The sequence below is a fragment of the Streptomyces liliifuscus genome (assembly GCF_016598615.1).
Lineage (GTDB): Bacteria > Actinomycetota > Actinomycetes > Streptomycetales > Streptomycetaceae > Streptomyces > Streptomyces liliifuscus.
In genome coordinates, this window is record NZ_CP066831.1 from 6,997,026 (window position 1) to 7,011,323 (window position 14,298).

14 protein-coding genes and 1 tRNA gene are annotated in these 14,298 nt (G+C 71.1%); 8 read left to right on the plus strand and 7 right to left on the minus strand.

Features of this window, described 5'->3' with window-relative positions; genetic code table 11:
* The first annotated feature begins 91 nt into the window (after window positions 1-91).
* The 7 genes from JEQ17_RS50190 (at window position 92) to JEQ17_RS30225 (ending at window position 4,869) form a co-directional block, all read left to right on the plus strand.
* Window positions 92-1,000, plus strand: a complete 909-nt coding sequence (locus JEQ17_RS50190) for a hypothetical protein (protein WP_234048425.1) — start codon at window positions 92-94, stop codon at window positions 998-1,000.
* A gap of 211 nt (window positions 1,001-1,211) precedes the next feature.
* Window positions 1,212-1,514 carry a hypothetical protein gene (locus JEQ17_RS30200; RefSeq protein ID WP_055618007.1) on the plus strand — a complete coding sequence of 101 codons (303 nt, stop codon included), beginning with the start codon at window positions 1,212-1,214 and terminating at the stop codon, window positions 1,512-1,514.
* 235 nt (window positions 1,515-1,749) lie between these two features.
* Window positions 1,750-2,247: a DUF5949 family protein gene (locus tag JEQ17_RS30205; RefSeq protein WP_200398089.1), complete on the plus strand. Its 498-nt coding sequence runs from the start codon at window positions 1,750-1,752 to the stop codon at window positions 2,245-2,247.
* A 2-nt stretch (window positions 2,248-2,249) separates the two neighbouring features.
* On the plus strand, window positions 2,250-2,831 hold the full coding sequence (locus tag JEQ17_RS30210; RefSeq protein ID WP_200398090.1) for a vitamin K epoxide reductase family protein: 582 nt from the start codon (window positions 2,250-2,252) through the stop codon (window positions 2,829-2,831).
* 98 nt (window positions 2,832-2,929) lie between these two features.
* On the plus strand, window positions 2,930-3,436 hold the full coding sequence (locus JEQ17_RS30215; protein ID WP_200398091.1) for a hypothetical protein: 507 nt from the start codon (window positions 2,930-2,932) through the stop codon (window positions 3,434-3,436).
* Between the two features lie 61 nt (window positions 3,437-3,497).
* On the plus strand, window positions 3,498-4,019 hold the full coding sequence (locus JEQ17_RS30220; RefSeq protein WP_234048426.1) for a tyrosinase cofactor: 522 nt from the start codon (window positions 3,498-3,500) through the stop codon (window positions 4,017-4,019).
* Window positions 4,003-4,869 (plus strand): tyrosinase family protein, encoded by an 867-nt coding sequence (locus JEQ17_RS30225; RefSeq protein WP_200398093.1) that lies wholly within the window; start codon window positions 4,003-4,005, stop codon window positions 4,867-4,869. Before JEQ17_RS30220 ends, JEQ17_RS30225 begins: the two co-directional genes overlap by 17 nt.
* A gap of 124 nt (window positions 4,870-4,993) precedes the next feature.
* Here the strand turns inward: JEQ17_RS30225 and JEQ17_RS30230 are convergent, their stop codons facing one another.
* From JEQ17_RS30230 to JEQ17_RS30260, 7 genes are all read right to left on the minus strand, one after another.
* Window positions 4,994-5,293, minus strand: a complete 300-nt coding sequence (locus JEQ17_RS30230) for a chaplin (protein ID WP_200398094.1) — start codon at window positions 5,291-5,293, stop codon at window positions 4,994-4,996.
* Window positions 5,294-5,412: 119 nt separating this feature from the next.
* The gene (locus JEQ17_RS30235) at window positions 5,413-7,554 is read right to left on the minus strand and encodes an MMPL family transporter (protein WP_200398095.1); all 2,142 of its coding nucleotides are present in this window, start codon (window positions 7,552-7,554) and stop codon (window positions 5,413-5,415) included.
* Between the two features lie 223 nt (window positions 7,555-7,777).
* Window positions 7,778-8,092 (minus strand): hypothetical protein, encoded by a 315-nt coding sequence (locus JEQ17_RS30240; protein ID WP_200398096.1) that lies wholly within the window; start codon window positions 8,090-8,092, stop codon window positions 7,778-7,780.
* On the minus strand, window positions 8,089-8,535 hold the full coding sequence (locus tag JEQ17_RS30245) for an ArsR/SmtB family transcription factor (RefSeq protein WP_200398097.1): 447 nt from the start codon (window positions 8,533-8,535) through the stop codon (window positions 8,089-8,091). The genes JEQ17_RS30240 and JEQ17_RS30245 overlap by 4 nt, the downstream gene beginning before the upstream one ends.
* 196 nt (window positions 8,536-8,731) lie before the next feature.
* The gene (locus tag JEQ17_RS30250) at window positions 8,732-10,378 is read right to left on the minus strand and encodes a serine/threonine-protein kinase (RefSeq protein WP_200398098.1); all 1,647 of its coding nucleotides are present in this window, start codon (window positions 10,376-10,378) and stop codon (window positions 8,732-8,734) included.
* A gap of 31 nt (window positions 10,379-10,409) precedes the next feature.
* Window positions 10,410-11,843 carry a histidine-type phosphatase gene (locus JEQ17_RS30255; protein WP_200398099.1) on the minus strand — a complete coding sequence of 478 codons (1,434 nt, stop codon included), beginning with the start codon at window positions 11,841-11,843 and terminating at the stop codon, window positions 10,410-10,412.
* 460 nt (window positions 11,844-12,303) lie between these two features.
* Window positions 12,304-12,376 (minus strand) — tRNA-Arg (locus tag JEQ17_RS30260).
* Between the two features lie 311 nt (window positions 12,377-12,687).
* On the opposite strand from JEQ17_RS30260, the gene JEQ17_RS30265 reads away from it, so the two are divergent.
* A complete protein-coding gene (locus tag JEQ17_RS30265) occupies window positions 12,688-14,295 on the plus strand; it encodes a dynamin family protein (RefSeq protein ID WP_200398100.1) in 1,608 nt (535 codons plus the stop codon).
* Window positions 14,296-14,298 lie beyond the last annotated feature (3 nt).

Genomic DNA, 14,298 nt, shown 5'->3' on the forward strand with positions numbered 1-14,298 from the left:
CGCTACGGAGCGCGGTCGTTCGGTTGCAGGAGGTGCTCACCGATTCCACGGTGAGCACAAGATCCGTACGCACCACCGAAAGGACCCCTCCATGCGTGCTCTGCCCGCACGGCGTATCGCGGCCCCCGCACTCTGCGCCACGCTTCTGCTCGGGATCGCCGGACCGGCCGCCGTGGCCGCCGACCACGACTCGACCCGCGATGCCCGTTCCATAGCGGCCCAGGCGCCGGTGCCCGGAGCGGACGCTCTGCTGGCGCAGGTCAAGAGCCTCGGCGACGTCGGCGGAGTGCTCAAGCCGGTCACCGACCTGCTCGACGCCGTGCTCAAGGCCGACAACGGCCAGCTCCCCGCCGCCGACGCGGCCAAGCTCGCCGACGCGGTGAAGGCCGCCATCGCCAAGGCCTCCGCGGCCGCCCCGGCCGCAGGCTCGCTGACCCCGCCGGTCAAGGCCGAGCGGGACCAGGCCGTGCCGACCGCACCGCCCACCCCGACGGCACCGGCCGCCCCGGCCACGCCCGCCGTTCCGACCACTCCGGCCAAGCCCGCGACGCCCGACGCCGTGACGTCGCCGGTCGAGCCGGTTGCTCCGGCCACGCCCACGACCCCCGCCAAGCCCGCTGTTCCGGCCACGCCGGTCACCCCCGTCACGCCGGTCGCCCCGCCGGCCGCGCTGCCGGAGGTGCCGAAGCTTCCGGCGGCCCCCGCGCTGCCGCTGCCGAAGGACGCCCAGCGTGCGGCCGCCGAGATCCCGCTCGACCTCAAGGCCGACGCGCTCAAGGCCCTGCAGGCCGCGGTCGACTCCCTGGTCAAGGCCGCCACCAGCGGTGACGTCGCCGGTGTCGCGGCGGCCGCGCTGGCCGTCGTGACCGGCCTCGTCAACGTCGTCGTCGCCACGGTGCTGGGCGGCGGCCTGCCCGCGGCGAACCTGCCGGGTCTGCCCAAGCTGCCCCTGCCCACGGGCGCGCTGCCCCTGCCCACCGGCGGCCTGCTGCCCTCCTGAACGACCCGTCGGGCCGGCCCGTCACCCGGGCCGGCCCGACGGCTGTTTTCATATGAGGGATCCCATTTGACGATTTGACACACCCTTCAATTGGGTGGCTTCCAGAAATTTTCGGTGAACGGAGTTTCCGTCCAGAAGGGGGATCGTTGGGCAGGGTGCAGTTCAGCGAAATTTCCCTCCGGCGACGCGAGTTGCCGACGAAAGGAACACGATGAAGTCCCTGAAGGCCGCCGCTGTCGTCGCCGGGTCCCTGGTCATCGCTGCTGCCGCAGCGCCCGCCTTTGCCGCCGACCTCACGCCCTCCAGTCTCAACGGCGGCCTCGACTCGGCGCTCGGCGCGCTCACCACCGAGCCGGTGGACGCCGCGGACGCCATGCCCCTGCAGTCGCAGTCGAACGCGCTCGACACGTCGAACAAGGACTCCGTGCTGAACACCGTCGACGGCGCGACGAAGGCCCTCAACTCGGCGGAGGGTCCCACGGGGCTCCTGGGCGGACTTCCCCTCCAGAAGTGACTTCGGACGAAACTCCGGACGCGGCATCGGACGCGACTTCCGGAAGTGACGAAGGGCCGGTTCCGCATCACACGGAACCGGCCCTTCGTCGTGTTCTCCGATTGTCCGTGCCGTTCCGATTCTTCTTTCCGGCCGTTCGACACAGTCCCCCGTTCGTGTGGAGACCCGGCCGGAAATCCCCCGGGCGAGTGAGAAACGGAGCGGACGCATTCCGGCGCGTCGATACGGTTCCGCGGTGACCTCAACATCAAGCGAAACGCGTCCTTTCCGTGCCGCCGACCTCGGCACGCTCGTCGTCATGGCGTGGAGCGGCGAACACCCCGACGGCGACATGCCGTTCCTGCTGGCCTACTCGCTCGGTGACGGCGAGGGCGGCCCCGAGGGCTCCACGGCCGCCGTCGAGCAACTGCTGCACCGCAGCGGCCTGCCCATCGGCGACGAGATCGTCGACGGCACCCGGCAGCCCAGCTTCCCCGTCGGTCTCCTCGTCGAGGCCGGGCAGGCCGTCGTCACCATGGCCCACCTCAACGCCCAGTGCACCGTGCCGCCGGAGTGGCTCGCCGCGGTCGGCGAACGCGGCTATGCCTACTTCCTGTTCACCACCCGCCCCTGGCCCGAGGCCGAGCCGGGCAAGCCCGTCGCACCGGAGACGCTGGCCGCCTTCGCCGGCGACGAGAAGACCCTGAACAGCGCGGCGCACGCCCTCCTCCCGGCCCGCAGCCTGCGCGGCTGACGATGCGCACAGCGGGCGCCGGCCGCGCGTTCGCCCTGCTGCTGGTGATCACGGGCGCGGCCGGACTGCTGGCCTCCTGGGTCATCACCATCGACAAGTTCAAGCTGCTGGAGGACCCGGACTTCACCCCGGGCTGCAGCCTGAACCCGGTCGTCTCCTGCGGCAACATCATGAAGAGCGACCAGGCCTCCGCCTTCGGGTTCCCCAACCCGATGCTCGGTCTGGTCGCGTACGGCATCGTGATCTGCGTCGGCGCGGGCCTGCTGGCCGGTGCGGCGTTCCCGCGCTGGTACTGGCTGACGCTCGACGCGGGCACGCTGTTCGGCGTCGGCTTCGTGACATGGCTCCAGTACGAGTCGCTGTACAGCATCAACGCGCTGTGCCTGTGGTGCTGCCTCGCCTGGATCGCGACGATCATCATGTTCTGGTACGTCACGTCGTTCAACGTACGAAATGAATTCCTGCCCGCACCCGGCTGGGCGAAGGGATTCCTCGCCGAATTCACGTGGGTGCTGCCGGTTCTGCATCTGGGGATCATCGGAATGCTCGTGTTGACGCGTTGGTGGGACTTCTGGACGAGCTGACAATTGCATCCACCGGGGGAATTTTGACCTGATGTCGTTCGCCGTGTCGTTACGCGTTTCGGACGCAGCCCCCGAATCCCGAAAGGCCCGTGCCTGAGATGAAGTCGACCACCCGAGGAACTCTTGCCGCCGTCGTCACCTGTGTGGCGGCCGCCGTCGCGACGCCCGCCGTCGCGGCCGACGGGATCCCGGTCGCCGTGCCGCTGGACGGTGTGGAGAACTCGCTGAACATGGAGATGCCCAGGATCGGCGGCACCCTGCCGCTGCCCACGCCGGGCAACCCCGACGGGCCGCGGTACGTCGAGGGCCGGCTGCTGCCGGACCGGGCCGTCCCGCAGCTGCCGGTCACCAGTGACCTGCCGTCCCTCGACCTGCGTACGCCGGTGCCGCGCGTTCTCGGGGACACCTTCGACCACGTCGCCGCCAGCACGCCCACGTCGGACCTGCGTGCCCTGACGCCGGGTGCCTCGTTGGACGCTCCGTTGACCGCGCCTCAGGCGGACAAGCTCGGCCTTCCGGCCCCGAAGCTGCCCGAGGCCGGTCTTCTGGCGCCGGTTCTGCAGGCGGCGCCGGGGGCGAACCTGGGCCTCGCGCCCGGGCTGTAGACACCACGGGCCGGCCCGGCCGACAGGCCGCTCGGGCCGGACAGTTCATGGAGGAGTGCGGGTGGGAGCGGTGAACGGCACGCGGCGGGACGTCCTGAGAGGGCTGCTCGTCGCGGCCGTCGCCGCCGCCCTGGCTCCCCTCGTCGCGGCCTCGCGTCCGTCGCGCCCGTCGCGCGCCGAGCCGCCCGCGTCCGGCGAACCGGGCGAGTCCGAGGCGGAGTTCGGGGCCGAGTTCGACGAGATGTATCGCGGACGGTGGATCCGTGGGTTCAAGGACGCCACAGGCGCTGAAGACGCCGCGGTCGTCGAGGGCACGGCGAGTGGTGTCCGGCGCGCCGGTGCCGCGGGCGCGGCCCCCGCCGGGCAGTGGCGGGTCACCGTGGACGGCCGGCCGCTGCATCTCATGCGGCGGGCCGACGGCGGCTATCTGACCATGGTCGACCATTACCAGTCGTATCCGACGCCGCTCGCCGCCGCCCGCGGGGCCGTCGACGAACTGGGCGGCACACTGCGGCTGCGCGCGGCCGCCGCGGAGGCGGAGGCGGACCCGGGGGAGGGGCACGCGCATGGCGTACACGCGTAAGAACGTGAGCGCGCTGACAGGGGCCGAGCGGCGCAGGCTCGTCGGCGCGTTCCTGGAGATCAAACGCACCGGCGAGTACGACGAGTTCGTCCGTATGCACATCGAGCACTATGTGTCGGACGGCGACGGCGGGCTGCGTACGGCCCATATGGCGCCCTCCTTCCTGCCCTGGCACCGGCGGTTCCTGCTGGAGCTGGAGCGGGCGCTGCGGCGGGTCGACTCCGGGGTGTCCGTGCCGTACTGGGACTGGACGAAGGACCGGACGCCCGCCGCCTCGCTGTGGGGTGAGGACCTGCTCGGAGGCAACGGGCGGCGCTCCGACCGGCAGGTGACGACCGGACCGTTCGCCTACCGGCACAAGAAGTGGGTCGTCAAGGAGTCGATGACCGACGGCGAGTACCTCATGCGCGACCTCGGCCGGCCCCACGATCCACTCGCCCTCCCGACCGCCGACGAGCTCGCGCGGGCCCTCAAGGACCCCGTGTACGACACGGCGCCCTGGGACTCCACCTCCTCCCGCGGCTTCCGGAACAAGCTCGAAGGGTGGGGGACCGGGCAGGGCAACGACGCCTGGCGCAACCACAATCGCGTGCACCGCTGGGTCGGCGGGCACATGCTCGGCGGGGCGTCGGTCAACGACCCCGTCTTCTGGCTGCACCACTCCTTCGTGGACCTGCTCTGGACCCGCTGGCAGAAGCGGCACAAGGGGGCCCGGTATCTGCCCGAGTCGCCGCCGGAACTCGGGGACCGGCAGCGGGGGCGCGTGGTGGCGCGGCACGAGGAGATGCCGCCGTGGGGCGTGACACCGGACGAACTGGAGGACCACAGCCGGATCTACCGGTACGTCTGATCCACCGGTGGATCTGATCCGTCGGTACGTTCGGTCTGCCGGTGGCCGGTGGCCGGTGACGGGTGAACAGGGGAAAGCCCCCGGTGGTGTGTACCGCCGGGGGCCTTCGCGTGGGTGCGGTGACTCAGTGGCCGTAGCCCTTGGGGCCGTGTCCCTTGGGGCCGGGGTGACCCTTCGGGCCCTCGTCGACGTTCGCGCACTCGTTGCCGAACGTCGGGTTCAGCAGGGCGATGACGTTCACGGTGTTGCCGCAGAGGTTGACCGGCACGTTGACCGGGACCTGGATGACGTTGCCCGACAGGACGCCGGGCGAGCCGACGGCCTTGCCCTCGGCGCCCGCGTCCGCCATGGCCAGACCGGCACCACTGATCACAACGGCACCCGTGCCGAGAGCCACACCGGCTGCCTTCGCGATGCGAGACATCACGTTCACTCCTTCGATTTCGGTGAGCGCGGCTGCTCCGACGCGACCGCACTGCCCGTTCAACGCGACGGCCCACAGGGGGTAACGGTGCTCAACGGGGCATCATCCACCAAGCTCCTTCATATGGGGTGATAAAGCATATGAGTCTCCTCCTTGTTCGGTTCCTGGCGGTGGTCCGGCCCCGGTTCGCGGAACAGTCGGCCGGGCCACCAGAACCAGCGGCCCAGGTCGAGGGCGAGGGCCGGCACCAGGACCGTACGGACGAGGAAGGTGTCCAGGAGGACGCCGATGCCGACGATGACGCCCATCTGGGCCATCGTCACCAGTGGCAGCCCGGCGAACACCGCGAACGTGGCGGCCAGGACGATGCCCGCGGAGGTGATCACGCCTCCGGTGCTGGTCAGGCCCTCCAGGACGCCCCGGGAGTGACCGAGGCGGGTGGCCTCCTCCTTCACCCGGTGCATAAGGAAGATGTTGTAGTCGATGCCGAGGGCGACCAGGAAGACGAAGCCCATGAGCGGGATCGACCAGTCGACGCCCGCGAAGTCCAGGACGTGCTCGAAGAGCAGGTTCGAGGCGCCCAGGGCCGCGAAGTACGACAGCACGACGGTGGCCAGGAGCAGCAGCGGGGCGACGAGGGCACGCAGCAGCCAGACGAGTACGGCGAGGACGACCAGCAGCACGATCGGGATGACCGTGGTGAGATCGCGGTCGGCGGCGCGCTGGGTGTCCAGTGCCTCCGCGGTGGTGCCGCCCACCAGGGCGCCCTGCCGGTGCACCGCGTCGCGCAGGGCGTCGACGGTGTCCTTGGCGGCCCGGCTGTCGGGGGCGTCCTTCAGTACGACGTCCAGCGTGGCGAGCCGGCCGTCCGGCGTACGGTCGCCGGTCCCGACGCGGGCGACACCGGGCACCGACCGCGCCGACTCCCGCACCTCGGCGGCCCGGTCGGAGTCGGTGACGATCGTCGCCGGGTCCGAGGCGCCCGACGGGTAGTGGGCGGAGATCCTCTCCTGGGCGACGACCGACTCGGGCTTGTCCTGGAACATCTCGGCCTGGGTCAGGCCCAGGTTGATCCCGGCCGCGCTGAGCGCGAGTACGCCCGTGACGGCGGCGGACATCAGCCAGGACCAGCGGGGGCGTCGGGCGACCGCGTTCCCGATACGGGCCCACACCGTGCGGGGCTTGCGGGCGGGGGTGCCGTGGCGCGGGACGAAGGGCCAGAAGACCCAGCGGCCCGCGACGACCAGCAGGGCCGGGAGCACCGTCACCATCGCCAGGAAGGCGCAGACGACACCGACCGCGCCCACGAGGCCCAGCGAGCGCGAGGAGTTGATGTCGGCGAAGGCCAGACAGGCGAGGCCGGCCGCGATGGTGCCGGCCGAGGCGAGTACGGCCGGGCCCGAGCGCCGCAGGGCGATCCGCATCGCCGTGTGCCGGTCCTCGTGGCGGTGCAACTCCTCGCGGTAGCGGGCGATCAGCAGCAGCGCGTAGTCGGTGCCGACACCGAAGACGAGCACCATGAGGACGCCCGAACTCTGCGGATCGACCGGCAGATCGGCGTACTTGGCGAGCAGATAGGTGGCGGCCTGGGTGAGGACGGCGGCGAAGCCGACCGCGAGGAGCGGGAAGAGCCAGAGGATCGGGCTGCGGTAGGTGATGAGCAGCAGGGCGGCCACGACCAGACCGGTGGCGATCATCAGGGTCGAGTCGAGGGTGTCGAACACCGCGACCGAGTCGGTGAGGGAGGCGGCCGGGCCGCCCACCTCGACGTCCACGCCGGGCGGGGCGTTCGCCGCCGCCACCGCGCGCAATTCCTCGACCTTGTCGGTGACTTCGTCCTCCGAGTCCAGGGGGACGACGGTCATCAGGGCCTTGCCGTCGTCGGAGGGGACCGGCTGCGAGACCTTCTCGCCGGTGGGCACGAACGGGGCGAAGGCGGTGCGGTCGGCGGTGGCCTTGGCGTTCATCGCGCCGTCGTCGCCATCGCCGGTACCGACACCGGTACCGGTGTCGGTGTCGTTCGTGTAGATGACGACCGCCGGCATGATCGGGTCCGTACGGAACCTCTCCAGTTCCGTGTTGACCCGCGCGGACTCGGCGCCGCCCGGCAGGAAGGCGTTGGCGCCGGAGTCCTCGACGTCGCCGAGCTTTCCGGCGAGTGGGCCGAGTGCGACGGCCAGGATCAGCCAGGCTGCGAGGACGAGCCATTTTCCGCGCCGGCCGCCGGGCGCACCGGTGGCGCGCTGGAGCAGCGCACGCATGAGTAGTCTCCTTCGTGTGGAGCGCGCCGCCGGTCCATGACCGGCCCGGGGCGCACGTGGGCCCGCACCACGGCGCAACAGGTGTCACGACCTGCCGTGGCGTTCGGGATGTGTGTCAGGGATGTCGTTCCGCTTGGGTACGGCCGGGAGTTGGCGCTCCCGGCCGTACGCGCGGTGGTTCGGTTCAGCAGTAGTGCGGTGGCAAGGCCTTGGGCGTCGCCCGCTATTCGATCTCGCGCATCATCTTCTCCATCGAGTTGACCGACAGTCGCGTCTGCGTCAGCTCGTCGAGGGTCTGCCGCTGCTCCTCGACCGTACGGCGCTGCAACTCCACGGTGTCCTCGAGGAGTTGGGCGTACTTCGCGGCCAACTCCTTGTACTGCTGCTCGCGGGCGGCCAGCATCCGGGCGCGCCAGGTGGCGGCGACCTGCCAGACGATCACGATCAGCAGGGAGAAGAGCCCGGCCGCGCCGACGGCGCCGACCAGAACCCCCAGGTCGTCGGCGCTCGCGGCGGTCGTCACCAGTTGCTCCTTCACTTGGCTTCCTCTTTCGCGGTCTTCACGGTCTTCGTGGTCCTCGCGGGTTTCGCGGGCGGATCCGCCTTGTCCGCCTCATTCGTCTTGCCTGCCTTGTCCGTCTTGTCTGTCTTTTCTTGCGCCTGCTCGGTGATCGTCGTGGCCGCCCGCGCGATGACGTGCGGCGTCAGGCGGTAGCAGAACGGGGCGACTTCGAAGTACTTCATCGCCTTGCCGTCCTCCGAGAGTTCGAGCGTGCCGACGATCAGTCCGGCTGCCTCCAGCCGCTGCAGGTGCATGTGCAGCAGCGGGCGGCCCATACCGATCTCGCGAGCCAGCGCGCTGACGTAGTTCCGGCGCTCCATGAGGGCCGCGACGATCCGCAGGCGATGCGGATTGCCCAGCGCGGAGAGCACCTTCAGCAGCTCGTCGCCGGTCGGTTCCGGAGGCGGGGCCTCGGGCATCGCGCCCCTTTCCTTCGTACCTGTCAGAAAAGACTGACAGCTGTCTCCTGGACCTGTCAAAGACTTCTGACACATCTCCGGGATGACATCGGGGAGGAATCGGGGTGGGGTCGGGGGTGGGGTGGGGGCGCCTCAGGGTCGCGTCAGGGTTGCGCCGAGGGTCGGGACCCGGCTCACCGGCGCGTCGGGACCCGGCTCACTGGCGTGTGCAGCGGCCCTTCGGGCTGTCGGCCGGGGGGCTGCACTGGAGGCTGTAGTCCGCCGACGCCGTGCTCAGGTATCGGCCGACGCAGGTGGTCGACGTGGTCCTGCCCCGCTCCGCGCAGAAGCTCAGGGCGGCGCGGCCGTCGGTGAACGGGCCCGGGGCGTAGATGACCCAGAAACCCGGGCGGAGCGAGGCGTAGTCGTCGCTGCGGACGTAGACCGCCTCGGGGACGGTCTTGCGGATGGTCGCGAGCCGTTGGTCCCGCGTGGCGGTGCCGGAGCCGACCGGTTCGGAGAACAGTTGGGCGATCCATCGGCCGCCGGTGGCGGGCGGGGTGGTGGCGTCCTTGGACGGCGACGCGGCCGGCTGCGAGGCCTCCTTCGACGGCGCGGGTGTCGACGAGGGCGTGGGCGTCTGCTTCGAGGACGGGGAGGTCGCGGTGCCGGACGCCGAAACGCCGCCGCCCTTGGCCTTGCCGTCGTCGCCGTCCGTCTCGCGCAGGTTGAGCACGAGCGCGGTCGCGGCCGTCGCGAGGGCGGCCACGACGACGGCGACGGTGGCGATGAGAGCCGGGCGCCCCCTGCGCCCCCGCGGAGACAGGTTCTGGACGCGCGTCGGGTGCTCGCCGACCGGCTCGGCGGGCCAGGCACTGCCGGGCCCGGAGCCGCCGGAAACCGTGCTGCCCGGCCCGGAGCCGGGTCCACGGTCTCCGGGTCCGGAGCCGCCGGGAATCGTGCCGCCGGACGCGGGCGGGACGGGCAGGACGTGCGTCGGGGCCGTCGTGGGGCCGGGCGGCAGCGGGGCCGTCGCCGTCGGCAGCGCCCAGTCCGGAGTCGTACCGGACTCGACCTGCGCCAGCATCGCGTCCAGCCGCGCCGCGTCGGGGCGGGCCGCCGGATCCCGTACGAGCAGGGCCTGGAGCACGGGCGAGAGCGGGCCGGAGCGCACCGGCGGCGGCACGGCCTCGTCGAGGACGGCGGCGAGGGTGCCCAGGGTGGTGCCGCGGCGCAACGGGCTGATGCCCTCCACGCAGACGTACAGGACGAGCCCCAGGGACCAGAGGTCGGACGCCGGGTCGTCGTCGTTGCCGCGGATCCGCTCGGGGGCGATGTACTCGGGGGAGCCGATGAGCTCGCCGGTCGCCGTCAGCGCGGTCGAACCCTGGAGGGCCGCGATGCCGAAGTCGGTGAGCACGGCGGAGCCGTCGGCGCGCAGCAGGATGTTGGCGGGTTTGACGTCCCGGTGCTGGATGCCCGCCGCGACCGCGGCGCGCAGGGCGGCGAGCACCTGACGGCCGAGACGGGCGGCCTCCGACGGGCTCAACGGGCCGTCGGCCAGCCGCTCCTGGAGCGAGACGCCGTCCACGAGTTCCATGACGAGCCAGGGGTGCGGGTCGTCGTCGATGATGTGGTGGATCATCACCACGTTCGGGTGGCTGATCCGGGCGAGCGCCCGCGCCTCGCGCAGCACCCGCTCACGGACGGAGGCGGAGGCCGCCGCGTCATGGCGTACGGCCTTGAGGGCGACCTCCCGGTGCAGCACGCTGTCGCGGGCCCGCCACACCGTCCCCATACCGCCGCTGCCGAGCCGCGCGAGCAGCTCGAACCGCCCGTCGACCATGTCCCCCGATGCGTTCATGGCGGACAGATTAGTGGGGCTCGCCCGGTCTTCAGGACGTCGGGTGCGTATGTCCGAAGCAGCGCTCCAGTTCGTTCAGCTCGTAGAACGCGCTGCCCTTGGACACCGGGCGGCAGCCCTGCTTGAACGCGGTCTCCTTCTCGTTGTAGAGCATGCGTACGAGATAGGTGTGGCCCTTGCGGAACACGTCCCACTGGATGTTCGCGGCCATCGGCGCCACGGACGCGCCGCGCCAGGGGTTGTCGGCGTAGGTGTACGGGCGCTTGGCGGTCACCGGCTTCGTACTGCCCGGCAGACCCATCAGCGCGGCCAGCGGAATGATCTCCTCGGCGTGCGTGAAGCGCAGTTCCGCGCCGAGGTCGCTGGTGCCGTCCCGCCTGGCCTCGACCTTCTTGAAGAAGTCGTCGAGCAGGACGCCGGCCATCTTGTACGTGATGTCGCTGTCGGCGAAGCCGGGGCCCTTCTCGTAGAAGTCCTCGGCGTCGCTCAGATATCCGAACCAGGCGGCGTCGCGGGGCGCGATGTACCGCTCCATGTGCCAGCCCGCGCCGCCCGGGCTCTCGGCGCGCATCGCGGGGGCGATGCCGTAGAGGTTGTAGACCGCCTCGGCCGCGTCGACGTCGCTGCCGATGTCCGAGAACTCACCCGCGGAGATCCGTGCGACGAACGCCGGTTTGAAGATCTTCTTCAGTACGTTCACGGCGGCGCGGTGCGTGGCCGGCTGGTCGGTGACGCTCTTGAGGGTGTCCGCGAGCCGCTTGTCGTTGTCGATGTAGTCGCGGTACGCGGCGCCCCCGGCCGCCTTGTGGAAGTACAGCAGGTCCTCGTCCGCGCGGGCGGGCCCGATCAGCGGCTTCAGCGCCGGGTCGGCCTTGGTGAGCGCGGTCGCGAACTCGCCCGCGCTGTCCACCGCGCGCCCCTGCCCGGAGCTGACGACGTCGATCGGCTCGCCGTCCTTCGCGATGTGCGCGAAGAGTCCCGGGAGCCGCTTCTCCATGCGTACGGCGGTGTCCTGGATCTCCTGCCTGCCGCGCCCGCTCAGGTTCCCGTACCCGACCTTGGCCATGGCGTCGAGCAGCGCCCGCACCCGGGGCCCGAACTCCTTGCCCGCCCCGGTCAGCTGACCCTCACTCGCCGCCTGGTCCCACAGCTTGAGGACGAGGTCCCCGTCCTCGCTGTCGGTCGCGGCACGGGACCCGTGCCGGGAGACGTTCTCCGTGAACACCGGCTGGAATCCCCGGGGTGCGGGCTGGTAGGTCCGCGGGTTCTGCCCGGGCTCGTACGACGCCTTCGTTCCGTAGCTGTTGCTGTGCCCGTCGACCGGGTTGCCGGTCGAATGGCCGGTGGAGTGGCTTGCGGCGTGGGCGGGCAGCGCGCCGGAGAGGAGTGCGCACAGGGCGAGGGCGAGGGCGGGAGTGGCGCCGGGGGCAAGACCGGGGGAGAGGCGTCTCACGGGTCGTCTCATGGGTCGTCGCTTCATGGGTGGGCCGTCGTTTCGTCGGATGGGAGAGGCCGTGTCCGCAGTTGCGGCCTCTGGGAGGGGATCGAACGATCCGCCGCATCGTTTCCGCCGTGGGCCAACGCCTGGTGACCGAAGCGTGGCTGGTTTCCGACCGGTGGTCCATGGGGGAACCATGGGCTGGTCAAGGGCGGGTGTGCCGCTTCTCGACGGCGTCGTGACGGGCTGAGCGGTGTCGAGCAGCGCCGAGCGGTGGCGTGACTCCGGGGCCATTTTCGGACAGTTTTCGGATCCCGAACGGTGAATGACGCCCGGTTCAGGCGTCCCTGAGGCGCTCACGGCGCTCAACGCGGGTCGGGAGGGGGTCGGGAGGAGTCGGGGAATGCCGCGCGTGTCCGCTGCGGCCGCCCGCGGAGAGATGCTCCGACCAGCGAAAAGCCCTCCCGGAGGGGAGGGCGGGGAGAGGCGCCCCCGGCAGGACTCGAACCTGCGGCCAAGCGCTTAGAAGGCGCCTGCTCTATCCACTGAGCTACGGGGGCCGGGTGTGGTGGCCTGTGGTGCTGGTGCCCGGGTGTGGGCGGGTCCGTGACCTTGCCGGGGACAAGGATAGAGCGCCCGGGTCCCTGTCCTTGGTGCTTCGCCTCCGTGGCTCGATGTGGAGGTTCAGTGAAGCGGTCCTGATAATCGCAGGCAGGTGCGAATCGTGCATCGCTTTTGGCGTCTCACGCCCCGGGTGTTGTGCACTCGTTATGCCTGCGCCCCATGCGTCCCTTCCGCCTCGTATGTCCGATCGGCGCGCAGACATGCTCATATGCTTCAGAAAGCCTCCAAAATTGGGCATTCTTCGCATGTGGTGACCTTGGACGTACGGCCTCAGCTGCTCGACGCACTTTCCGCCCTGCGCGACCGTGTCGCCGCCGCACGCTTCCCGCTGCCCCTGGCGGGGGCTCCACGCGCGCGTGCCAACCGCGACGAACTGCTCGCGCAACTCGACGACTATCTCGTGCCCCGGTTGAGAGAACCCGAAGCACCCTTGCTCGCCGTGATCGGAGGATCGACCGGGGCGGGCAAGTCCACACTGGTCAACTCCCTTGTGGGACGGCGGGTCAGTGAAGCCGGGGTACTGCGGCCCACGACCCGCACTCCGGTGCTCGTGTGCCACCCGGAGGACCATCACTGGTTCAGCGGTATGCGCGTACTGCCCGACCTCACGCGCGTGTGGGTGCCCCAACAGGACGCCCTGGACGATCCGCTGCTGCCGGGTGAGGACGACGGGCGCGTGCTGCGCATCGAGACCGCCGACACCCTCCCGCGCGGGCTCGCCCTCCTCGACGCGCCCGACATCGACTCCCTCGTGGCCGACAACAGGGTGCTCGCCGCCGAACTGATCTGCGCGGCCGACATCTGGGTGATGGTCACCACGGCCGCCCGGTACGCGGATGCGGTGCCGTGGCATCTGCTCCGTACCGCGAAGGAACACGACGCGACGCTCGTCACGGTCCTCGACCGGGTGCCCCACCAGGTCGTCTCGGAGGTGTCGCGTCAGTACGGCGCGCTCCTCGCCAAGGCCGGACTCGGCGACGTACCCCGCTTCACCGTGCCCGAGTTGCCCGAGTCGGCATGGGGTGGGGGGCTGCTTCCGGCCACCGCGGTGGCGCCCCTGCTCGCCTGGCTCACCGAACAGGTGGAGGATCCCGGCGCCCGGCAGCAGGCGATGGCACGCACGGCGTACGGGGTGCTCGACTCGCTGAAGACGCGGATGCCCGAGCTGGCCGGTGCGGCGGCCGCGCAGTACGCCGCCGCCCTGCGGCTCACCGCGGCCGTCGACGGGGCGTACGACAGCGAGCAGGCGCGCGTACGGGGCCGTTTGCAGGCCGGGGCCGTACTCGCCGGGGACGCGCTCAAGCGGTGGCGCAGCTATCCGCTGGACTGCACCGCCGGCGAACTGCTCGACGCGCTCGCCGAGAGCCTGGCCGCGCTGCTGCTGTGCGCGGTCACCGCCGCCGACGAGCGCATCGACGAGGCCTGGCGCCGCGAACCCGGTGCGGCCGCACCGGGGCTGACGGACCGTGATCCGACGCTGGAGAGCGCCGAGCACCGCATCGGGATGGCCGTACGGCGCTGGCGGCGGATCCTCGAGGAGTACGCCGAGGAGGAGGTGCGTGCCCTCGAGAAGAGCGTCGCGCCGGACCCCGAGGTGGTGGCGGCGCTGGTCGCCACCGCGCTCCTGGGCGGCCGTCGGGCACGGTCCGCGGGCGAAGGACTCGCCGAGCGGATCGGGGCCCACGGCGCCCTGCGGCTGCGCGACAAGGGCGGGCGACTGCTCAGCGACTACCTCGACAAGACCCTGCACACCGAACGGGAGCGGCGGCTCGCGCCGCTCGACGCACTCGACGTACACCCCGAACCCCAGGCCGAACTCATCGCCGCGCTGTCCGTACTGCAGAAGGAGAGGTGATCG

What these genes read in the sequence shown, in the direction of transcription:
- JEQ17_RS30255 (WP_200398099.1), bottom strand. Translation starts at nt 11,843, where the DNA reads ATGAGACGACCCGTGAGACGCCTCTCCCCCGGTCTTGCCCCCGGCGCC.
- JEQ17_RS30215 (WP_200398091.1), top strand. Translation starts at nt 2,930, where the DNA reads ATGAAGTCGACCACCCGAGGAACTCTTGCCGCCGTCGTCACCTGTGTG.
- JEQ17_RS30225 (WP_200398093.1), top strand. Translation starts at nt 4,003, where the DNA reads ATGGCGTACACGCGTAAGAACGTGAGCGCGCTGACAGGGGCCGAGCGG.
- JEQ17_RS50190 (WP_234048425.1), top strand. Translation starts at nt 92, where the DNA reads ATGCGTGCTCTGCCCGCACGGCGTATCGCGGCCCCCGCACTCTGCGCC.
- JEQ17_RS30235 (WP_200398095.1), bottom strand. Translation starts at nt 7,554, where the DNA reads ATGCGTGCGCTGCTCCAGCGCGCCACCGGTGCGCCCGGCGGCCGGCGC.
- JEQ17_RS30200 (WP_055618007.1), top strand. Translation starts at nt 1,212, where the DNA reads ATGAAGTCCCTGAAGGCCGCCGCTGTCGTCGCCGGGTCCCTGGTCATC.
- JEQ17_RS30210 (WP_200398090.1), top strand. Translation starts at nt 2,250, where the DNA reads ATGCGCACAGCGGGCGCCGGCCGCGCGTTCGCCCTGCTGCTGGTGATC.
- JEQ17_RS30245 (WP_200398097.1), bottom strand. Translation starts at nt 8,535, where the DNA reads ATGCCCGAGGCCCCGCCTCCGGAACCGACCGGCGACGAGCTGCTGAAG.
- JEQ17_RS30230 (WP_200398094.1), bottom strand. Translation starts at nt 5,293, where the DNA reads ATGTCTCGCATCGCGAAGGCAGCCGGTGTGGCTCTCGGCACGGGTGCC.
- JEQ17_RS30250 (WP_200398098.1), bottom strand. Translation starts at nt 10,378, where the DNA reads ATGAACGCATCGGGGGACATGGTCGACGGGCGGTTCGAGCTGCTCGCG.